The 20,318-nt window shown below is 75.2% G+C and carries 21 protein-coding genes; 11 read left to right on the top strand and 10 right to left on the bottom strand.

Translation table 11 applies throughout. From position 1 onward, the window contains the following. The 4 genes from zwf to PHY01_RS19625 form a co-directional block, all read right to left on the bottom strand. Entirely contained in the window at positions 1–1,503 is a 1,503-nt protein-coding gene (zwf, locus tag PHY01_RS19640; RefSeq protein ID WP_174824139.1) for a glucose-6-phosphate dehydrogenase, read from the bottom strand. A gap of 35 nt (positions 1,504–1,538) precedes the next feature. After that, positions 1,539–2,465, bottom strand: a complete 927-nt coding sequence (locus PHY01_RS19635; RefSeq protein ID WP_218030250.1) for a carbohydrate kinase family protein — start codon at positions 2,463–2,465, stop codon at positions 1,539–1,541. Positions 2,466–2,583: 118 nt separating this feature from the next. Further along, a complete protein-coding gene (locus PHY01_RS19630) occupies positions 2,584–2,958 on the bottom strand; it encodes a HesB/IscA family protein (RefSeq protein WP_141280496.1) in 375 nt (124 codons plus the stop codon). Between the two features lie 79 nt (positions 2,959–3,037). Beyond that, positions 3,038–4,132 carry a glycerate kinase family protein gene (locus PHY01_RS19625; protein WP_141280494.1) on the bottom strand — a complete coding sequence of 365 codons (1,095 nt, stop codon included), beginning with the start codon at positions 4,130–4,132 and terminating at the stop codon, positions 3,038–3,040. Between the two features lie 34 nt (positions 4,133–4,166). Here PHY01_RS19625 and PHY01_RS19620 point away from each other — a divergent pair, with 34 nt between their 5' ends. Further along, a complete protein-coding gene (locus PHY01_RS19620) occupies positions 4,167–4,796 on the top strand; it encodes a DUF3043 domain-containing protein (protein WP_141280491.1) in 630 nt (209 codons plus the stop codon). Between the two features lie 2 nt (positions 4,797–4,798). On the opposite strand, the gene PHY01_RS19615 is transcribed toward PHY01_RS19620, so the two are convergent. After that, the gene (locus tag PHY01_RS19615; RefSeq protein WP_141280489.1) at positions 4,799–4,999 is read right to left on the bottom strand and encodes a hypothetical protein; all 201 of its coding nucleotides are present in this window, start codon (positions 4,997–4,999) and stop codon (positions 4,799–4,801) included. Positions 5,000–5,016: 17 nt separating this feature from the next. Here PHY01_RS19615 and PHY01_RS19610 point away from each other — a divergent pair, with 17 nt between their 5' ends. Genes PHY01_RS19610 through PHY01_RS19600 form a run of 3 tightly spaced genes read left to right on the top strand, consistent with a single transcriptional unit; the run spans position 5,017 to position 7,344 of the window. Then, the gene (locus PHY01_RS19610) at positions 5,017–5,538 is read left to right on the top strand and encodes a bifunctional adenosylcobinamide kinase/adenosylcobinamide-phosphate guanylyltransferase (RefSeq protein ID WP_246086016.1); all 522 of its coding nucleotides are present in this window, start codon (positions 5,017–5,019) and stop codon (positions 5,536–5,538) included. Between the two features lie 46 nt (positions 5,539–5,584). Beyond that, positions 5,585–6,595 carry a nicotinate-nucleotide--dimethylbenzimidazole phosphoribosyltransferase gene (locus tag PHY01_RS19605; RefSeq protein WP_141280487.1) on the top strand — a complete coding sequence of 337 codons (1,011 nt, stop codon included), beginning with the start codon at positions 5,585–5,587 and terminating at the stop codon, positions 6,593–6,595. Next, on the top strand, positions 6,592–7,344 hold the full coding sequence (locus PHY01_RS19600) for an adenosylcobinamide-GDP ribazoletransferase (protein WP_141280486.1): 753 nt from the start codon (positions 6,592–6,594) through the stop codon (positions 7,342–7,344). The genes PHY01_RS19605 and PHY01_RS19600 overlap by 4 nt, the downstream gene beginning before the upstream one ends. A gap of 5 nt (positions 7,345–7,349) precedes the next feature. On the opposite strand, the gene PHY01_RS19595 is transcribed toward PHY01_RS19600, so the two are convergent. The 3 genes from PHY01_RS19595 to PHY01_RS19585 are packed head-to-tail and all read right to left on the bottom strand — an operon-like array spanning position 7,350 to position 10,805. Next, positions 7,350–8,447, bottom strand: coding sequence for a branched-chain amino acid aminotransferase (locus PHY01_RS19595; RefSeq protein WP_141280485.1), 1,098 nt, complete (start codon positions 8,445–8,447; stop codon positions 7,350–7,352). 20 nt (positions 8,448–8,467) lie between these two features. Then, the gene (gcvT, locus tag PHY01_RS19590) at positions 8,468–9,532 is read right to left on the bottom strand and encodes a glycine cleavage system aminomethyltransferase GcvT (protein WP_141280484.1); all 1,065 of its coding nucleotides are present in this window, start codon (positions 9,530–9,532) and stop codon (positions 8,468–8,470) included. Positions 9,533–9,542: 10 nt separating this feature from the next. Then, positions 9,543–10,805, bottom strand: coding sequence for an APC family permease (locus PHY01_RS19585; RefSeq protein WP_141280483.1), 1,263 nt, complete (start codon positions 10,803–10,805; stop codon positions 9,543–9,545). A gap of 100 nt (positions 10,806–10,905) precedes the next feature. Between PHY01_RS19585 and PHY01_RS19580 the strand changes: the two genes are divergently transcribed. Then, a complete protein-coding gene (locus tag PHY01_RS19580) occupies positions 10,906–12,387 on the top strand; it encodes a leucyl aminopeptidase (protein ID WP_141280482.1) in 1,482 nt (493 codons plus the stop codon). A 13-nt stretch (positions 12,388–12,400) separates the two neighbouring features. On the opposite strand, the gene PHY01_RS19575 is transcribed toward PHY01_RS19580, so the two are convergent. Next, on the bottom strand, positions 12,401–12,742 hold the full coding sequence (locus tag PHY01_RS19575; RefSeq protein WP_141280481.1) for an oxidoreductase: 342 nt from the start codon (positions 12,740–12,742) through the stop codon (positions 12,401–12,403). Between the two features lie 159 nt (positions 12,743–12,901). Here PHY01_RS19575 and lpdA point away from each other — a divergent pair, with 159 nt between their 5' ends. The 6 genes from lpdA to lipB all read left to right on the top strand — a co-directional run bounded on the left by lpdA (position 12,902) and on the right by lipB (position 20,139). Continuing rightward, the gene (gene lpdA / locus PHY01_RS19570) at positions 12,902–14,284 is read left to right on the top strand and encodes a dihydrolipoyl dehydrogenase (RefSeq protein WP_141280480.1); all 1,383 of its coding nucleotides are present in this window, start codon (positions 12,902–12,904) and stop codon (positions 14,282–14,284) included. Between the two features lie 42 nt (positions 14,285–14,326). Next, entirely contained in the window at positions 14,327–16,138 is a 1,812-nt protein-coding gene (sucB, locus tag PHY01_RS19565) for a 2-oxoglutarate dehydrogenase, E2 component, dihydrolipoamide succinyltransferase (RefSeq protein WP_141280479.1), read from the top strand. 69 nt (positions 16,139–16,207) lie between these two features. Next, positions 16,208–17,098, top strand: a complete 891-nt coding sequence (locus tag PHY01_RS19560; protein ID WP_141280478.1) for a TIGR01777 family oxidoreductase — start codon at positions 16,208–16,210, stop codon at positions 17,096–17,098. After that, positions 17,095–18,327 carry an NAD(P)/FAD-dependent oxidoreductase gene (locus tag PHY01_RS19555; protein ID WP_141280477.1) on the top strand — a complete coding sequence of 411 codons (1,233 nt, stop codon included), beginning with the start codon at positions 17,095–17,097 and terminating at the stop codon, positions 18,325–18,327. Before PHY01_RS19560 ends, PHY01_RS19555 begins: the two co-directional genes overlap by 4 nt. 67 nt (positions 18,328–18,394) lie before the next feature. Next, on the top strand, positions 18,395–19,354 hold the full coding sequence (locus PHY01_RS19550; RefSeq protein ID WP_141280476.1) for an ABC transporter substrate-binding protein: 960 nt from the start codon (positions 18,395–18,397) through the stop codon (positions 19,352–19,354). 41 nt (positions 19,355–19,395) lie between these two features. After that, complete coding sequence (gene lipB, locus PHY01_RS19545) at positions 19,396–20,139, top strand: lipoyl(octanoyl) transferase LipB (protein ID WP_141280475.1); 744 nt, start codon at positions 19,396–19,398, stop codon at positions 20,137–20,139. On the opposite strand, the gene PHY01_RS19540 is transcribed toward lipB, so the two are convergent. Then, positions 20,136–20,318, bottom strand: coding sequence for a hypothetical protein (locus tag PHY01_RS19540; RefSeq protein WP_141280474.1), 183 nt, complete (start codon positions 20,316–20,318; stop codon positions 20,136–20,138). The genes lipB and PHY01_RS19540 overlap by 4 nt on opposite strands.

Raw genomic sequence — 20,318 nt, 5'->3', positions numbered from 1 at the left:
CTAGGCCTTGAGCTTCTCCCGCCACACCCGCTCGAACGGCAGCCGCCAGGCGTGCGGGGTGATGAGCTGGTGGATCGCGTTCGGCCCCCAGCTCCCCTCGCCGTAGGGCCGCACCGGGGGCGGGTCGTCGAGCATCGGCTGGGAGCGCTCCCAAAGGCTCTCGATGCCGTCGGCGGTGGTGAACAGGGTGTGGTCCCCGCGCATGGCATCGAGGATGAGCCGTTCGTAAGCCTCCAGCGTGTCGCCGGAGTGCTCGCCCTCCTGCGAGGAGAACTGCATGGAGAGCTTGTCGAGCTTCATCCCCGGGCCGGGCCGCTTGCCGTAGTAGGACAGCGAGACCTTCGACTCGTCGGCCAGGTCGAACGTCAGGTGGTCGGGCCCGGAGGCGCCCACGCCGGAGTTGGCCGGGAACATCGTGCGCGGCGCCTCCTTGAACGCGATCGAGATGATCCGCTGGCCCTGCGCCATCTTCTTGCCGGTGCGCAGGTAGAACGGCACGCCCGCCCAACGCCAGTTGTCCAGCTGGGCGCGCAGGGCGATGAAGGTCTCGGTGTCGGAGTCGCGGGCGACGCCGGGCAGCTCCCGGTAGCCGGTGAACTGCCCCCGCACCACGTGCGCGGGCAGGACCGGCAGCAGCGAGCGGAAGACCTTGTTCTTCTCCTCGCTGATCGGCCGCGGCTCCAACGCGGTGGGCGGCTCCATCGCGACGAACGCCATCACCTGGAACAGGTGCGTGACCACCATGTCCTTGTACGCGCCGGTCGACTCGTAGAAGTTCGCGCGCTCGTCGAGGCCGAGGGTCTCGGGGACGTCGATCTGGACGTGGTCGATGAAGTTGCGGTTCCAGATCGGCTCGAAGAGCCCGTTGGCGAAGCGCAGCGCGAGGATGTTCTGCGCCGCCTCCTTGCCCAGGAAGTGGTCGATCCGGAAGATCTGGGACTCGGCGAAGGTCTCGTGCACCTCGTCGTTGAGCGCGACGGCGCTGGCCAGGTCGGTGCCGAACGGCTTCTCCATCACCACCCGCGAGCGCTCCACCAGCTTGGCCTGGTCGAGCATCGTGATGACGTCGAGCGCCGCCTTCGGGGGCACGCTGAGGTAGTGCAGCCGCAGCGACCCCTCGTCCAGCTCGGACTCGGCGGCGGCGACGGCCTCGGCCAGCGCCTCGGGGCCCGCCGTCACCGGCACGTAGCGCAGGTTCGCCGCGAAGGCGTCCCACTGCTCGGCCGTGGGTTTGTGGATGCCGAACCCGAATACGGCCTCGCGGGCGAACGCACGGAACGCCTCGTCGTCCAGATCCTCCAGCGACGACCCGACCACCCGGATCGACGGGGCCAGCGCGGAGGCAGCGAGGTGGGTGAGGCCCGGCAGCAGCTTGCGGCGGGCGAGGTCGCCCGTCGCCCCGAAGAGCACGACGACGTGGGGGGCGATGAGCTCGGACCCGGGCCCGTAGGGCCGGGCGCCGGTGGCGGGATAGGCGATCGTCTGGGGACGGTGATCCGGCATGCGGGGCATCCTGCCAGCCGGGACCACCCGCTCGGTTACGCCGGAAGGACCGTTTCGATGTCGGCCGCGGCGTCGGGGCCGTAGGCGTCGCGCAGGCGCTCCAGGCCCTGCGCGCGGTCCCACGGCCACTCCTGGCCGCCGTCGTGCTCGAGCACCAGCACCGCGATCAGCGAGCCGAGCTGCGCCGCGCGCTCCAGCGACAGCCCGCCCGCGGTGGCCGCGAGGAAGCCGGCGCGGAAGGCGTCGCCGACGCCGGTGGGGTCGACCTTGCCGGTCTCGGGCACGACGCCGACCTTGAGCTCGCCGACCTCGCGGCCCGAGATCTGCACGCCGTGCTCGCCCAGGGTGGTGATCCGGATGTCGACGCGCTCGGCGACCTGCTCCTCGGTCCAGCCGGTCTTCTGCTGGAGCAGCTCCCACTCGTAGTCGTTGGTCATCAGGTAGCGGGCGCCCTCGACGAGCCGGCGGATGCCGTCGCCGTCCATCCGGGCGACCTGCTGGGAGACGTCGGCGGCGAACGGCATGCCCGCCTCGCGGCACTCGCCGGTGAGCTGCACCATCGCGCCGGGGTCGCTGGCGCCGATCAGCACCAGTTCGGCGCGGTCGGCGAACTCGGTGAGGTGGATCTCCCCGGACCGGGCCATCGCGCCGGTGTAGAACGAGCCGATCTGGCGCATGTCGTCATCGGTGGTGCAGACGAACCGCGCGGTGTGCACGTCGTCGAAGACCCGGATCGCCGAGCAGTCGACGCCGTGGCGCTCCAGCCACTCGCGGTACTCGGCGAAGTCGCCCCCGACGGCCCCGACGAGCAGCGGGGACTGGCCCAGCACGCCCAGCCCGAACGCGATGTTGCCCGCCGAGCCGCCCTTCTTGATGACGAGCTCGTCGACCAGGAAGCTCAGCGACATCCGGTCGAGCTGGTCGACGACCATCTGGTCGGCGAACCGCCCCGGGAAGTGCATGAGGTGGTCGGTGGCGATGGATCCGGTCACGGCGATGGGCACGGGAGGGGACCCTACCCTCCCCGGAACGCGCGAACCCCGGTCGCGCACGGCGACCGGGGTCCGGGTGGCGCAGGACTCAGTTGAACGAGTCGCCGCAGGCGCACGAGCCGCCCGCGTTGGGGTTGTCGATCGTGAACCCCTGCTTCTCGATGGTGTCGACGAAGTCGATGACGGCGCCCTGCAGGTACGGCGCGCTCATCCGGTCGACGCCGACCTTGAGGCCGTCGTAGTCCCGGAACAGGTCGCCGTCGAGCGAGCGGTCGTCGAAGAAGAGCTGGTAGCGCAGGCCTGCGCAGCCCCCGGGCTGGACGGCGATGCGCAGGTGCATGTCGTCGCGACCCTCCTGCTCGAGCAGGAGACGGGCCTTCAACGCGGCGGCGTCGCTGAGCTCGACGCCGTGCGTCTCGCTCTCGGCGGCCGTGTCGGTCGTGACGGTGTTCTCGACGGTCATGGCTCTCCCAACAACGAACGATGCGGTGCGCATTCCAGTGTAGGCCCACCGGGTGACGGATCGGGCCCGGTGACGGCGATCACCGGCTCCAGCGCGCCGCCACGCGCGCGGCCAGGGCGGCCAGCGTGCCGGCCGGATCGGCGAGCGACGCCGCGACGCCGCCCGCGTCGTCGGCCACCGAGTACGCGGAGTCGACGCCGGCCGCGCCCGCCTCGCGGCGGCCCACCGACACCTGACCGGCCAGCACCAGGCACGGGATCCCCCGGTCCGCCGCACCGCGCGCCACGGTGGTGACGAGCTTGCCGCGCAGCGACTGCCAGTCGAAGCTGCCCTCCCCGGTGACCGCCAGGTCGGCGGCGTCGAGGGCGGCGTCGAGGCCGACCAGCTCGCGCACCAGGCCCGCGCCCGAGACCCGTCGCGCGCCCAGCGCCAGCAACGCGGCCCCGAGCCCGCCCGCGGCGCCCGCGCCCGGGTCGTCGCGCACCTCGCGGGGCAGCAGGTCGGCGAACGCGGCCAGCGCCGCGTCGAGCTCGGCGACCGCGGCCTCGTCCGCGCCCTTCTGCGGCCCGAACACCGCGGCGGCCCCGTGCGGCCCGAGCAGCGGGTTGTCGACGTCGGCCGCCGCGACCAGCCGGACCCCGCCCAGGTCGGGCGCCGCGGCGAGCCCTGCGGCGCCGGACGGGGCGCCGTCGGGCAGCGGCCGCCCCGCCGCGTCCACGGCGACGGCGCCCAGCGCGGCCAGCATCCCCGCTCCCCCGTCGGTGGTGGCCGACCCGCCCAGCCCCACGACGACCTCGGTGACGCCGGCGTCGCGGGCGTCGGCGATCAGCTCGCCGACCCCGCGCGTGCTCGCGCGCCGGGCGGTGTGGGGGGTGCGCCCGGCCACCAGGTGCAGCCCGCAGGCCGCGGCCGACTCCACGTACGCCACCCCGCCGAGCTCGAGCCAGCGGGCCGCGACGGGCGCGCCGAGGGGGCCGGTGACGGTGCGCTCGTGCCAGGTGCCGCCGCGGGCGGTGTGCAGGACGTCGACGAAGCCGGTGCCGCCGTCGGCGAGCGGGAGGAGCGTGAGCACGTCACCGGGGGCGGAGCGGCGCCAGCCCTCCGCGACCGCCTCCGCGGCCGCCGTGGCACTCAACGTCCCGCCGAAGGAATCCGGAGCCACGACCACCCGCACGACGGGAACCCTAGCGGGCCGTACTCTGTTTCCCGTGAGGTTCCTGCGCTCCAAGCCCGCCACCGAGCCCCCCACCGAGGCCGCCACCGACGCGTCCGCCGACGGCCCGGAGACGGTGCGGGTCGGGGGCAAGGGCCGGCCCACGCCCAAGCGGCGCGAGGCCGAGACGAAGCGCCGCGGCCCCGCGCCGCCCCCGCCGCGCACCCAGCGCGAGGCCTCCAAGCTCGCCAGGGCCAACCGGCCGGACCGGTCAGTCCGCCGCGCCGAGGCGATGGAGCGCCGCGAGCGGATGGCCGCGGGCGACGAGAAGTTCCTGATGCCGCGCGACCGCGGGCCGGTCAAGGCCTACGTCCGCGACGTCGTCGACTCGCGGCCGCACCTCATGGGCCTGTTCATGCCGCTGGCGATCGTGGTGGTGCTCTCGCTGCTGATCCCGATGCCGCAGGTGCAGTCCTACCTGAGCCTGTTCAGCCTCATCGCGCTCACCACGATGATCATCGAGGGCATCTTCCTCGGGGCGTCGATCACCGCGAAGGCGCGCAAGAAGTTCCCGGACGCGAAGATCGGCGGGCTGGGCACCGGCTGGTACGCCTTCACCCGCGCCTCCCAGCTGCGCCGCCTGCGCATCCCGAAGCCGCGGGTGCAGCGGGGCGCGAACCCCTGACCTCAGGTGCCGTCCTGCAGGCTCATCGGGCCGTAGACCTCGTCGTCGCCGTCGAGCAGCACCACGGCGTCGACGCCCGCGGAGCGCAGCTCGGGCCAGACGTCGGAGAACCACGACTCGGCCTCCGCCTGGTCGTCGAACACCTCGTCGGGACCGTCGACGGGCGACGCCTGCGCGTCCAGGTACCTCCACCGGAATGCCACGGGCCTATCGTGCACCGGTGATCACGCTGGTGCTCGGTGGCACGCGGTCGGGCAAGTCCGGGTACGCGGAGTCGCTGCTGCCTGCCGACGCCGCGGTCCGCTACCTGGCCACCGCCGCGCGCCGCCCCGGCGACGCCGAGTGGGACGCCCGGCTCGACGCCCACCGCGCCCGCCGCCCGGCCGCCTGGGAGACCGTCGAGTCCCCCGACGTCGCCGCGCTCGTCCGGGCCGGGGGCGGGCCGCTGCTCGTCGACGACCTGGGCACCTGGGTCACCGGCGTGCTCGACGACACCGGGGCCTGGGACGCCCCCACGGTCCCGGCGGGGGTCGGCGCCCGGGTGGCCGAGCTGGTCGACGCCGTCGCCGCGGCCCCGGGGCGGGTGGTGCTGGTGTCGGCGGAGGTCGGGCTGGGGGTCGTGCCGGCCACCCGCTCGGGCCGGGTGTTCCGCGACGAGCTGGGCGCCCTGAACGCCGCGCTGGCCGCGGTCGCCGACGAGGTCGTGCTGCTCGTGGCGGGGTTGACGCTGCGGCTGAAGTAGCCACCCCGCCCCGCGCCCCGCCGACCCCGACCGATAGGAAGTTCCCGTGGACATCCCCGCGATCACCCCGCCCGACGCCCAGGCCCAGCGCGCGGCGGCGGCCCGGATCGCCGAGCTCGCCGTGCCGCTCGACGGCCTGGGCCGCCTCGCCGAGCTGGGCTGCTGGCTGGCCGCGGTGCAGGGCACCTGCCCGCCGCTGCCGCCCGGGCGGGCCCGGGTCGTCGTCGTCGCCGCCGACCACGGGATCGCCGCGGGCGGGGTCTCCCGCCACCCCGGCTCCGCCACGCTCGAGCAGGTCCGCGCGGTGCGCGAGCACACCGCCCCGGTGTCGGTGCTGGCGCCGGTGAGCGGGGCGTCGATCCGGATCGTCGACGTCGGGCTCGACCACGAGTCCACCGACCCGCACCACGTCCGCCGCGGATCCGGTCGCATCGACCGGGAGGACGCGCTCACCGCCGAGGAGACCGAGCGCGCGTTCGCGGCCGGGCGGGCCGTCGTCGACGAGGAGGTGGACGGCGGGGCCGACCTGCTGATCCCGGCGTCGCTGGGCGTGGGGGCGACCACGGCGGCGTCCACGCTGGTCAGCGCGCTGTCCGGGGCCGAGCCGGTGGCCGTCGTCGGCCGGGGCAGCGGCATCGACGACCAGGGCTGGATGCGCAAGACCGCCGCCGTCCGCGACGCCCTGCGCCGCGCCCGCCCGCACGTCCGCGACCCCATGGCGCTGCTGCGCGTCGCCGGGGGCGCCGACCTGGCCGCGCTCGCCGGGATGCTCGTGCAGGGTGCCGTGCGCCGCACCCCGGTGCTCGTCGACGGCCTGGTGGCCGGCACCGCCGCGATGATCGCCGACGACCTGTCCCGCGGCGCCCGGGCCTGGTGGCGGATCGCGCAGCGGTCGACCGAGCCCGGGATGGAGCTGGTGTCCACGCACCTGAGCCTGCCGCCGCTGGTCGACCTCGGCCTGCGCACCGGCGACGGCACCGGCGCGGTCGCCGTCCTGCCGCTGCTGCAGATGTCGGCGCGGGTCCTGGCCGAGACCGAGCTCGCCGCCACCGGGTGAGCTCGCTCGCCCTCGCCCTGAGCTGGCTGACGGTCCTGCCGGTCCGCACCGGGGCGCCCGACGCCCGCACCGCGGCGGGCGCGATCCGCTGGGCGCCGGTGGTCGGCGGCCTGCTCGGGGCCGCGGCGGGTGGCGCGCTGGTCGGGCTGGCGGCGCTCGGTGTCCCCCCGGCGGTGGCGGGGCTGCTGGCCGTCGGCCTCCTCGCGCTGGCGACCCGCGGCATGCACCTCGACGGCCTGGCCGACACCGCCGACGGCCTGGGCTGCTACGGCCCGCCGGAGCGGGCGCTGGCCGTGATGCGCGACGGCGGGGCGGGCCCGTTCGGGGTGGTGGCGCTGCTCGTCGTGGTCGGGGTGCAGGCGGCGGCGCTGGCCGCGCTCGCGGCGGGCCCGTGGAGCGCGCCCGCCGTGATCGGGTCGGTGGCGCTGGCCTGCGCGGCGGGCCGGGCCGGGTTCGGCTGGGTGTGCCGCCGTGGCGTGCCGGCCGCGCGCCCCGGCGGCCTGGGCGCGACGGTCGCCGGCTCGCAGCCCCCGTGGGTGCCGGGGCTGTGGTGGACGGCCCTGGCCGGGGCCGGCTTCGCGGTGGCCGGCGCCCGCGGGGTGGTGGCCGTCGCGCTGGGCGCGGCGCTGGTGGCCCTGCTGTCGTGGCACACCGCCCGCCGCTTCGGCGGCATGACCGGCGACGTCCTGGGCGCGGCGGGCGAGCTGGCCGCGACCGCGGCCCTGGTGGTGCTCTCGACGGTGCCCTGAGCGGGCTACCGGACCAGCGTGTGCATCCAGCTGTGGGTGTCGGGGGCGGTGCCGCGCTGGATCCGGGTGAGCAGGTCGCGCAGGCGCATCGTGATCGGGCCGGGCTCCCCGCCGCCGACGACGACCTCGCCGTCGTTGTGCTTGACCGTCCCGACCGGCGTGATCACCGCCGCCGTGCCGCACGCGAACACCTCGCTGATCGCCCCGGAGGCACAGCCGGCGAGCCACTCGTCGGCGGAGATCCGGCGCTCGGTGACCTGGCAGCCCAGCTCCTTGGCCAGCACCAGCAGCGAGTCGCGGGTGATGCCGGGCAGGATCGAGCCGCTCAGCTCCGGGGTGACGACCTCGACCGACTCCCCCGACCCGAAGACGTAGAACAGGTTCATGCCGCCCATCTCCTCGACCCACCGGTGCTCGGCGGCGTCGAGGTAGGCGACCTGCGCGCACCCGTGCGCGGAGGCCTGGGCCTGCGGGAGCAGCGAGGCGGCGTAGTTGCCGCCGCACTTCGCGGTGCCGGTGCCGCCGAGCGCGGCACGGGTGTAGTCGGTGCACAGCCACACGTCGACGGGCTGGACGCCGCCGGGGAAGTAGGCGCCCGCGGGCGAGGCGATGAGGACGTAGAGGTACTCCGCGGACGGGCGGACACCCAGCCCGACCTCGGTGGCCAGCATGAACGGCCGCAGGTACACCGACTCCTCGCCGCCCGCGGGCGGCACCCAGGCCCGGTCGACGGTGAGCAGCTCGGTGAGCGAGGCGAGGAACAGCTCGTCGGGCAGCTCCGCCATCGCCAGCCGCGCCGCCGACGAGCGGAAGCGCGCGGCGTTGGCGTCGGGGCGGAAGGAGGCGACCGAGCCGTCGGGCTGCTGGTAGGCCTTGAGCCCCTCGAAGATCTCCTGCCCGTAGTGCAGCACCATCGACGCCGGGTCGAGCAGCAGCGGGCCGTAGGGCACGACCGACGGGGTGTGCCAGCCCTGCTCCGCGTTCCACGGGATCGTCACCATGTGGTCGGTGAAGTACCGCCCGAAACCGGGGTCGGCGACGATCGCGGCGCGCCGGTCCTCCGGCACCGGGGAGGGGTGGGGGGTGCGGGAGAACTCGGTCATGGCCGAGACGGTAGCAAGAGTCAGCGCACGTGTGACGCGACGAACGGGGGCTTCACGACGGTGCATTCCAGGGCCCGCCCGCGGACGTCGACGGCGACGGTGTCCTCGAGCCCCACACCGGCCGCGGTGTCGATCAGCGCGAGCGCGATCCCGCACCTCAGCGTGGGCGAGAACGTGCCGGAGGTGGTGACGCCGACGCGCGTGCCGTCGACCAGCACGTCCATCCCGGCCCGCGGCACGCCCCGCCCGGTGGCGCGCAGCCCGCGCAGCCTGCGGACCGGGCCGGCCGCCTTCTCCGCGACCAGCGCGTCCTTGCCCCGGAAGGCCGCCTTGTCCCAGCCGACGGCCCAGCCGCTGCCCGCCTGCACGGGGGTGATGTCCACCGAGAGGTCCTGGCCGTGCAGCGGGTAGCCCATCTCGGTGCGCAGGGTGTCCCGGGCGGCGAGGCCGGCCGGGTGGGCGCCCGCGGCGACGAGGCGGTCCCACACCGGACCGGCGTCGCCGGCCGGGACCAGCAGCTCGTAGCCCCGCTCCCCGGTGTAGCCGGTGCGGCACACCCGGATGCCGTCGACGTCGGCGAAGGCCATGTAGTCCAGCTCCGGCACGTCGGGCAGGACGTCGGCGACGCGCGGGCCCTGGACGGCGAGCACGGCCAGGTCGCGGTGGCGGTCGGTGACGGTGACGCCGTCCGGGGCCTCCGCCCGCAGGATCTCCGCCACCGCCGCGGCGTTGGCGGCGTTCGGCACGGCGAGCACCTCGTCCGGCCCGACCAGGTAGACGATCACGTCGTCGACGACCCCGCCGCCGGGGGTGCAGCACAGCGTGTACTGCGCCTGCCCCGGCGCGATCCGCCCGAGGTCGGCGGTGAAGACCCGGTTGACGAGGTCGGCCGCGCCCGGGCCGGTGATCGCCAGCTTGCCGAGGTGGCTGACGTCGAACACGCCGACCGCCTCGCGCACCGCGGTGTGCTCGGCGACCGTGCCGCCGGGGTAGGACAGCGGCATCGACCACCCGCCGAACGCCCCGAGGGTGGCCCCGAGTGCGAGGTGGCGGTCGTGCAGCGGGCTGGTGAGGAGATCGTCCACGGCCGGGACGCTACCCCGGTGGACCGGGGTCCCGGAGCAGGGTGACCAGCGTCCACCCGGCCACCAGCACGAGCGCCGTGATCGCCACCTGCACCACCGGGAGCAGCACCGCGAGGGCCAGGCAGAGCACGAACCCGGCCCACGAGGTCCACATCGGCCAGCGCCGCTGCTCCGGCGGCAGCCGCAGGGCCGCGAGGTTGATCACCGCGTAGTAGACGAGCACCGAGCACGCCGACAGCGCGATGGCCGCGGCCGGCCCGGCGAGCAGGGCGATGACGACCGCGACCGCCCCGCCCGCGAGGTCGGCGCGCCACGGCGTGCCGCGCCGGCCGACGACGGCGAGCGCGCCCGGCAGCTCGCCGCGCCGGGCCATCGCCAGGCCCGTGCGGCTCACCCCGACCAGCACCGACAGCAGCGCCGACCCGGCCGCGACGGCGGCCCCGACGCGCACGAGCACCCCCAGCGACGGGGAGGGCCCGGTGTCGACGAGGGTGACCAGCGGGGCGGTCTCGGTGGCCAGCCGGTCGATCCCCAGCCCGACGATCAGCGCGACGCCGACCAGCAGGTAGGTGGCCATGGCGATGGCCAGCGCCACCTCGATCGCCCGGCGCAGCGTGCGGGAGGGGTCGCGGACCTCCTCGCCCAGCGTGGCGATCCGGGCGTAGCCGGCGAAGGCGAAGAACAGCAGCCCGGCCGCGGTGAAGACCCCGAGCGGTCCGCCCGCCACCGGCCCGGGCGCCTCCGTGGTCGGCACCGCCGCGGGCGTGACGCTCTCCCCCGCCCCGAGCAGCCCGCTCACGACCACCAGCAGCAGCACCGCGAGGGTGCCCCCGACCAGCGCGTACGCCCCGCGCGCCGTCCAGCGCACGCCGGCGAGGTTCAGCGCGGTGACCGCCACGATGACGACGACCGCCGCCGCCACCGGCTGCGAGGGCAGCACGTAGCTGCCGAACACCCCGGCCGCCGCGGCCGCCGAGGACGTCTTCCCGGCCAGGAACGCGACCCCGGCGAGCCGCCCGGCGCCGGGTGCGATGCGCTCGCGCCCGTAGACGTACCCGCCGCCGCTCTCGGGGTGCGCGACGGCGAGGTCGGCGGTGGACGCCGCGTTGCAGGCCGCCACCGTCCCGGCGAGGACGACGGCGACCAGCAGCCACGGGCCCGCCGCGGCCGCGGCCGGGCCCCACACCGCGAAGACGCCCGTGCCCAGCATCGCCGCGAGCCCGAGGACCACCGCGTCGGCGGTCCCCAGTCGTCTCTGCACGCTCTCTGACACCGCGACACCCTGTCATCCGCCCCTGCCCATCGGTCGGGCGCGGCGGTGTCATTAGCATCTCGAAGCGGTCTCACCCCGGCCGTCCGTCGAGAGGAACACCGTGCCCACCGAACTGCAGCTCGGCAGCGGCGACCCCGCCGCCGCCACCGTCGACGCCGTCGTGATCGGCGTGTCGGCTCTCGACGGGGCACCCGTCCTCGCCCCGGGCGCCGCCGAGATCGACACCGCCTTCGACGGGGACCTGGCCGGGCTGCTCGCCGTCGCGGGCGCCACCGGGAAGGCCGAGGAGGTCGTCCGGATCCCGACCCGCGGCGCGATCACGGCGCCGCTGCTGCTGGCCGTCGGGCTCGGGTCGGGCGAGGCCGACGCGGCCGCCGTGCGCAACGCCTCGGGTGCGGCGGCCCGCGCCCTGTCCGGCACCGGGCACGCCCTGTCGACGCTGGGCCGCATCGACCTCGCCGCGGCCGCCGAGGGCACCCTGCTGGGTGCCTACGCCTTCACCGCCTACCGCTCCGGTGACGGCGCGTCGGCCCCGGTCGGCCGGGTCGACGTGCTTCCCGCCGACACCGATACCGGCGCGGCCGAGGCGCTGCGCGTCGCCACCGCCGTCGCCACCGCCGTCACCGTGGCCCGCGACCTGGTGAACACCCCGCCCAACGACCTCTACCCCGAGTCGTTCGCACAGCGCGCCGCCGACCTGGCGAGCGCCGCGGGCGTCGAGGTCGAGGTGCTCGACGACGTCGCGCTCGCGGAGGGCGGGTACGGCGGCGTCACCGGGGTGGGCCAGGGTTCGTCGCGCAAGCCGCGGCTGGTGCGGCTGAGCTGGTCGGGCGGCTCCGCCCCGCGCAAGCGGGTCGCGCTGGTCGGCAAGGGCATCACGTTCGACACCGGCGGCATCTCGATCAAGCCGGCCGCGAACATGGACCAGATGACCTCCGACATGGGCGGTGCGGCCGCCGTCGTCGCCACCACGGTGCTGGCCGCGCAGCTGGAGCTGCCCGTCGCGGTCACCGCGACCGTCCCGATGGCGGAGAACATGCCCAGCGACACCGCCTACCGCCCCGGCGACGTGCTGCGGATGTACGGCGGCAAGACCGTCGAGGTGCTCAACACCGACGCCGAGGGCCGGCTGATCCTGGCCGACGCGATCGTCCGCGCGGCGCAGGACGAGCCGGACTACCTGGTGGAGACCTCGACGCTGACCGGCGCGCAGATGGTGGCGCTGGGCACCCGCACCGCGGGCGTCATGGGCACCGAGGAGCTGCGCGACCGCATCGCCGGGCACGCGCAGGCCACCGGCGAGGGCGGCTGGGCCATGCCGCTGCCCGCGCACCTGCGCGCCGATCTCGACTCCCGCGTCGCCGACATCGCGAACGTCACCGCCGCCCGCTGGGGCGGCATGCTCGCCGCCGGGGTGTTCCTCGCGGAGTTCGTGCCCGAGGGCCTGCCCTGGGCGCACATCGACATCGCCGGCCCGAGCTTCCACACCGGCGGTCCCTACGGCTACACCGCCAAGGGCGGCACCGGCGTCCCCGTCCGCACCCTGTGGGCGCTGCTCACCGACATCGCCGAGAACGGCTGACCGCTCCGGGCGCTCAGAGCCCGTCGCGGCGGGCGCGTTCGCGCAGGATCTTCTGGCGGGCGTCGTGGTCGCGCATGCGCTGCGGGTAGCCGACGAGCTGCACGTCGTACACCGGCATCTTCAGCGAGCGGGCGAGCTTGCGCGCCGCGTCCGGGCCGGTGACGCGGCGGCGCGTCCAGCGCCCGTCCTTGTCGACCATGAGCATCGTGGTCTCGGTGACGGCGGTGCGCGGCTCCACGAACGCCTCGACCCCGTCGTGCGCGGCGAACCACTCCCGCAGGTGCGCCTCGTCCTCGCGACCACCCGTGCGCGTCGTGCCCCGACGCCGGCCCCGCCACCTGTCCAACAGACCCATCCGGCCCACCCCCTGTCCCCGTGCCAACGCGCCGGGGTGGTGATTTTCTCCCGAACGGACCAGGCCTCACACGATGGCCCGCCGGATGACAGGATGGCCGCAGGCGGCACATGCCACTGTTCACGATCCTGCGGATCGACCTCGATAGGGAGTTCTCACGTGCCCGAGCACAACGCGGACCTGGTGATCCTCGGCGGCGGATCGGGTGGATACGCCTGCGCGCTGCGCGCTGCGGAGCTGGGGATGTCGGTCGTGCTGATCGAGAAGGACAAGCTCGGCGGCACCTGCCTGCACTACGGCTGCATCCCGACCAAGGCCCTGCTGCACGCGGCCGAGGTCGCCGACGCCGCCCGCGAGGGCGAGAAGATCGGTGTGCGGAGCACGTTCGACGGCATCGACATGGCCGGCGTGAACTCCTACAAGGACGGCGTGATCGCCAAGCTGTACAAGGGGCTGCAGGGGCTCGTGAAGTCCCGCAAGATCACCCTGGTCGACGGCACCGGCCGCTTCGAGGGACCGAACGCCGTCGTCGTCGGCGACGACCGGTACGTCGGCGAGAAGGTGGTGCTCGCCACCGGCAGCTACGCGCGCTCGCTGCCCGGGCTCGACATCGGCGGCCGCATCGTCACCTCCTACGAGGCGATCCACCTCGACGAGGCCCCGAAGCGGGTCGTCGTCCTGGGCGGCGGCGTGATCGGCGTCGAGTTCGCCAGCGTGTTCAAGAGCTTCGGTGCCGACGTCACGATCGTCGAGGCGCTGCCGCACCTGGTGCCCAACGAGGACGAGTTCGCGTCCAAGGGCCTGGAGCGCGCGTTCCGCAAGCGCAAGATCACCTTCAAGACCGGGGTCAAGTTCACCGGCGCCACGCAGACCGACGACGCCGTCACCGTGTCGCTCGAGTCGGGCGAGGAGATCGAGGCCGACCTGCTGCTGGTCGCCATCGGCCGCGGCCCCAACACCGCCAACGCCGGTTACGAGGAGGCGGGCGTCAACATGGAGCGCGGGTTCGTCCTCGTCGACGAGCGGCTGCGCACCAACCTGGAGAACGTCTACGCGCTCGGCGACATCGTCCCGGGCCTGCAGCTCGCGCACCGCGGCTTCGCCCAGGGCGTCTTCCTCGCCGAGGACCTGGCCGGGCTCAACCCGCCGGTCATCGACGAGAAGGGCATCCCGCGCGTCACCTACTGCGAGCCCGAGGTGGCGTCGGTCGGTCTCACCGAGGCCGAGGCCAAGGAGCGCTACGGCGAGATCGAGACGCTCACCTACGACCTCGCCGGCAACGGCAAGTCCCAGATCCTGCAGACCCAGGGCGCGATCAAGCTGGTCAAGACCGGCGCGAAGGGCACCGAGGGCCCGGTCGTCGGCATCCACATGGTCGGCGCGCGGGTCGGCGAGCTGATCGGCGAGGCCCAGCTGGTCTACAACTGGGACGCCCAGGCCGAGGACGTCGCCGCGCTGATCCACGCCCACCCCACCCAGAACGAGGCGTTCGGCGAAGCGTTCCTGGCGCTGGCCGGCAAGCCGCTGCACAGCCACTCCTGACCGCTCCCCCGATCCGCGTAGAAGTAAGGAGCCCCGAGAGCCATGGCGTTCTCCGTCCAGATGCCCGCGCTCGGTGAGAGCGTCACCGAGGGCACCGTCACCCGTTGGCTCAAGCAGGAGGGTGACCGGGTCGAGGTCGACGAGCCGTTGCTCGAGGTCTCCACCGACAAGGTCGACACCGAGATCCCCTCGCCCGCCGCCGGGGTGCTGCAGCGCATCGTCGCGGGGGAGGACGAGACGGTCGAGGTCGGCGGCGAGCTGGCCGTGATCGGCGACGGCGAGGAGTCCGGCGACTCCGGCGCCTCCGGGGGCGACGAGCCCGCGGAGCCCGCCGCCGAGGAGGAGCCCGCGCAGGAGGAGGCACCGCGGGAGGAGGCCCCCGCCGAGGAGCCCGCCCCCGCGCAGGAGGAGCCGGCGCCGCAGGCCGCCACGAAGAGCACCGGTTCCGGCACCGCGATCACCATGCCCGAGCTGGGCGAGAGCGTCACCGAGGGCACCGTCACGCGCTGGCTCAAGGAGGTCGGCGACTCCGTCGAGGTCGACGAGCCGTTGCTCGAGGTCTCCACCGACAAGGTCGACACCGAGATCCCCTCCCCCGTCGCCGGCACGCTGCTGGAGATCACCGCGGGCGAGGACGAGACCGTCGAGGTCGGCGGGCAGCTCGCCGTCATCGGTGACGGGTCGGCGGCGCAGGCCGAGGAGGAGCCGGCCCCGGAGAAGGAGCCGGAGCCGGAGAAGGAGAAGGAGCCGGAGCCGGAGCCGGCCCCGAAGGCGCAGGAGAAGGCGCCCGAGCCCGCCCCGAAGGCTCAGGAGAAGGCCGAGCGCGCCGACGTCGCCGCCGAGCAGCCGTCCCGGCCGGAGTCCGACGGGGCCGCCGACGCCCCGACGGGCGCCCCGTACGTCACCCCGCTGGTCCGCAAGCTGGCCGCCGAGCACGGCGTCGACCTGTCGACGATCACCGGCTCCGGAGTCGGCGGGCGCATCCGCAAGCAGGACGTGCTGGCCGCGGCCGAGGCCGCCGCGCCGGAGCCCACCCCGGAGCCCGCCGCGGCCCCCGCCGCCGCGTCCGCCCCCGCGGCGCCGCAGGCCGCCGCACCCCGGTCGATCCCCCGGCCGGCGAAGGGCGCCCCGGAGCCGGGCACCACGGTGAAGCTGCCCCGGCTGCGCCAGGTCATCGCCCAGCGGATGACCGAGTCGCTGCGGGTCTCCGCGCAGCTCACCACGGTGCAGGAGGTCGACGTCACGCGCATCGCGAAGCTGCGGGCGCGGGCGAAGGCGGAGTTCGAGCGCCGCGAGGGCGTCAAGCTCACCTACCTGCCGTTCTTCGCGAAGGCCGTCGTCGAGGCCCTGAAGGCGTTCCCGCAGGTCAACGCGTCGATCAATGACGAGACCAACGAGGTGACCTACCACGGCAACGTGCACCTCGCGATCGCCGTCGACACCCCGCGTGGCCTGCTCGTCCCGGTCATCAAGAACGCCGAGGACCTCAACATCGCGGGCCTGGCCCGCCGGATCGCCGACGTCGCGGCGCGCACCCGCGACAACAAGATCGGCCCCGACGAGCTCTCCGGCGGCACCTTCACCATCACCAACATCGGCAGCGCCGGTGCGCTGTTCGACACGCCGATCATCAACCAGCCCCAGGTCGCCATCCTGGGCACCGGCGTGATCACCAAGCAGCCGATGGTCGTCACCGGCGCCGACGGCGACGACGTGATCGCCGTCCGCTCGGTGTGCTACCTGCCGCTGACCTACGACCACCGCCTGGTCGACGGCGCCGACGCCGGGCGGTTCGTCTCGGCGGTCAAGGCACGGCTCGAGGAGGGCGCGTTCGAGGCCGACCTCGGCCTGTAGCCGCACGGGCGCGCGACCGGGGGACACCCCGGGTCGCGCGCCCCGGGCCGTTCGGCGAGGATTCACCGCGTGCGCGTCGTCATCGCCGGGTCGTCCGGTCTGATCGGAACAGCCCTCGTCTCCCACCTGCGCGAGGCGGGGCACGACGTCCTGCGGCTGGTCCGCCGGGCACCCGCCGCCCCCGACGAGCGGGGCTGGGACCCCCCGTCCGGACGCATCGACCCCGGCACGTTCGACGGCGTCGACGCCGTGGTCAACCTGGGGGGCGCGGGGCTGGCCGACCGGCCGTGGACCGGCGCGCGCAAGCAGGAGCTGCGCGACAGCCGGACGGTGCCCACCGAGGTGCTGGCCGCCGCCGTCGCCGAGCACGGGGTGCCCGCGTTCCTGTCCGGGTCGGCCGTCGGCTTCTACGGTGACACCGCGGGCCGGCCCGTCGACGAGTCCGCGCCACGCGGCGCCGGGTTCCTCGCCGACCTGTGCGTCGACTGGGAGGCCGCCACCGCGAAGGCGCAGGACGCGGGGGCGCGGGTGGTGCTGCTGCGCACCGGCCTGGTGCTCTCCCCCGCCGGTGGGCTGCTCGGGGTCCTGCGCCCGCTGTTCAAGGCGTTCCTGGGCGGGCGGCTGGGCTCGGGCCAGCAGTACATGCCGTGGGTGTCGCTCGACGACGAGGTGGGCGCCATCCGGTTCGCCCTGGAGAACCCGGCGGTCACCGGGCCGCTCAACATCGTCGGTCCCACCCCCGTCACCAACGCCGAGCTGACGAAGGCCCTCGCCGCCGCCGTCGGCCGCCCCACCTCGATCCCGGTGCCCGCGTTCGTCATCCGCACGGTGATGGGCACGATGGGCGAGGAGATGGCGCTGTTCGGCCAGCGCGTGCTGCCCGCGCAGCTGCAGGCCACCGGGTACCAGTTCCGCCACCACGCGGTCGGCGAGGCGCTGGCCGCGGCCGTCGGGTCGTGACCGACGTCCTGGTCGTCGGCGCCGGGCTCGCCGGGCTGCGCGCGGCGCAGCTGCTCACCCGCCGGGGGCTCGAGGTCACGGTGCTGGACGCCGCCGACCGCCCCGGTGGCCGGATGGCCACCGACGTCGTCGACGGCTTCCGCTGCGACCGCGGCTTCCAGGTGCTCAACACCTCCTACCCCGCGCTGCGCACCGCCACCGATCTCGCCGCGCTCGACCTGCGCGCGTTCGAGCCCGGGGCCGCCATCCGCGGCGGCGACGGCGCCCTGCACCGCTTCGCGAACCCGGTGCGGCGCCCGTCCCAGGCGTTCGCGACGGCCGTCGACGGGCTGTTCGGCGTCGCGGACAAGGCCCGGCTGGTGGCCTGGACCGCGCGGGTGCTGGCCACGCCGCCGTCGCGCACGGCCGGGATCGTCGACCGGTCGGCCGCGCAGGACCTCGCCGCGGCGGGCCTGGACGGGCCGGTCGTGGAGCGGTTCCTGCGCCCCTTCCTGTCCGGGGTGCTCGGCGAGTCGGCGCTGGCGACGTCGGCGGCGTTCGTGCGGCTGGTGTGGCGCAGCTTCGCGCTCGGGACGGTCGCGGTGCCGGCCGACGGCATGGGCGCGTTGCCCGCCCGGCTCGCCGCGGGCCTGCCCGACGGCGTGCTGCGCCTGGGGCGACGGGTCACCACCGTGCGCCCCGGCGTGGTGCACACCGCCGACGGCGAGCACACCGCGCGCGCGGTGCTGGTGGCGACCGACCCGGTCGCCGCGGGCACCCTGCTCCCCGGGCTCGACGTGGCGCCGATGCACGCGCTGACCACCTACTACCACGTGACCGACACCCCGCCGGCCGAGCTGCCGCTGCTGCACCTCGACGGCACCGGCGGGCCGGTCGCCAACACCGTGGTCCTCACCCGCGCGGCGCCCGGCTACTCCCCCGACGACCGCGCGCTGGTGTCCTCCACGGTGCTGGGCGACCCGCTGCCGGAGCCGCAGGTGCGCCGCGAGCTGGCCAGGGTCTACGGCCGCCCGGTCGAGGGGTGGGAACTGCTGCACACCGCACCGGTCCGGGCCGCACTGCCCGCGTTCCGGCCCGGCCACCCGGTGCGCCGCGACGTCGCGCTCGGCGACGGGCTGTTCGTGGCGGGCGACCACCGTGACACCCCGTCGACGCAGGGCGCGCTGGTCAGCGGGCGGCGCGCGGCGCAGGCGGTGCTGGAGCACCTCGGGGTCCGACGCCCGATATGAGGGTTGTCTTGCCTAGTTGAGGCTTGCTTTACTTCGGCGACCTGTCCGGATCGTCCGAGGAGTCCCCGTGGCGCCCACCCTGCTCGCTCCCCCGGTCGTCGACGACGCCACCCGCCGCCGGTTCCTCGGAATGATCGCCGCGGCCGGCCTGCTCACCGCCTGCGCCGCCGACCCCGGGACGGCACCGGCCGACCCCGGCTTCCCGCGCACCGTCACCACCCCCGACGACGGGCCGGTGCGGCTGGACCGCGCCCCGCGCCGGATCGTCGCGATGAACGGCAACCGCGTCCTGCCGTTCCTGGTGCCGTTCCTGACCCCGGAGTACCGGCTCGTCGGCTTCGGCGGCACGGCCACGCCCGAGGAGTACCCCTGGATCGCCGACCAGCTCGCCCCCGGGCCCGCGTTCACCGTCGCCGACGGGGTGCCGGTCGAGGCGGTGGCCGCGCTGGCCCCGGACCTCATCCTGGCCAACGGCAACCTGGGCGACTACTGGGAGCCCGCCCGCGCGGTCGGCCCGCTCGTGCAGCTGCCGGAGACCGATCTGCGGGCCACGGTGACGTTGCTCGGGGAGATCTTCGGGGCCCCCGACGTCGCCCGGCGGGTGCTCGCCGAGGTCGACGCGCAGATCGCCGCGGCCCGGCGCGCCACCCCGGTCACCGCGGCGGTGCTGCTGGACTACGCCGGGGACGGCACCGTCAACTTCCGGGTGCCCGGCGCGGAGCTGCCCAACTTCCTCGCCGAGCTCAACGTGGTGGTCGCCGACTCGCCGACCGCGCAGGACGGCTACGAGGACGTCTCGCTGGAGCTGGCCTCCGCGCGGCTCGACGTCGACTTCGTGGTGATCGGCCACGCCGGTGACGAGCTGCAGGCCGCGCTGCTGGCCGACCCGGTGTTCTCCGCGATCCCGGTGATCGCCCAGGGCCGCTACGTCGTGCTGGACGCCCGGCAGAACTCCGCCGGGTTCCCCGTCACGCCGCCGACGGTGCCGATCCTGATCGACGCGCTGGCCCCGCTCCTGCGGGCCTGACCGGTGCTCGACGGGGCCCGCTGCGGCGTAACCTGCCAGGCATGGCGTCCCGTGCGAGCTGCCGGCGCAGCACCGACCCCGTCCGCGTCGACCGGACCGGCACCGTCGACTACCTCGTGGCGTGGGACGCCCAGCGCGCCCACGCCGCGGCCCGGCGCGACGGCACCGGCCCCGACGTCCTGATGCTGCTGGAGCACCACTCGGTCTACACCGCGGGGAAGCGCACCCAGCCGCAGGACCGGCCCACCGACGGCACCCCCGTCGTCGACGTCGACCGCGGCGGCCGGATCACCTGGCACGGGCCGGGCCAGCTGGTCGGCTACCCGATCGTCGGGCTCGCCGAGCCGCTGGACGTCGTCGACTTCGTGCGGCGGCTGGAGGAGGCCCTGATCCACGTCGTGCACGGGCTCGGCGTCACCGCGGCCGGGCGGGTCGAGGGGCGCAGCGGGGTGTGGCTGCCCGCCGACGACCGCGGGCCCGAGCGCAAGCTGGGCGCCATCGGGGTGCGCGTGCAGGGCGGCGTGACGCTGCACGGGTTCGCCCTGAACTGCGACCCCGACCTCGGTGCGTTCGACCGGATCGTGCCGTGCGGGATCGCCGACGCCGGGGTCAGCTCCCTGTCGGCCGAGCTGGGCCGCGCGGTGCCGGTCGCCTCCGTCGTGGACGACGTCACCGCGGCCGTCCTCGACGCCCTCGACGGGGCGCTGCCGGTCACCGAGCACCCGGTGGCCCGGGCGCCGGAACCGGCCGGGCTCGACCTGCACCTGCACCCGACCCTGCGCTAGTTCTTCCGGCCCCGCGCCGACACCAGCACCGCCGCCACCGCGACCCCGACACCGATCACCACGATCGAGACCAGCGCCAGGCCGGGCAGCTGGAACGCGCCCACCACCGTGGTGAGCACCAGCGCCGCCACCGCCGCGGCGGCGGTCGCCCGGATCAGGGTCGGGTTCCAGCGCAGCAC

This window comes from Pseudonocardia hydrocarbonoxydans, from assembly GCF_006539565.1.
GTDB lineage: Bacteria > Actinomycetota > Actinomycetes > Mycobacteriales > Pseudonocardiaceae > Pseudonocardia > Pseudonocardia hydrocarbonoxydans.
This window is presented reverse-complemented; position numbering and strand designations above follow the sequence as displayed.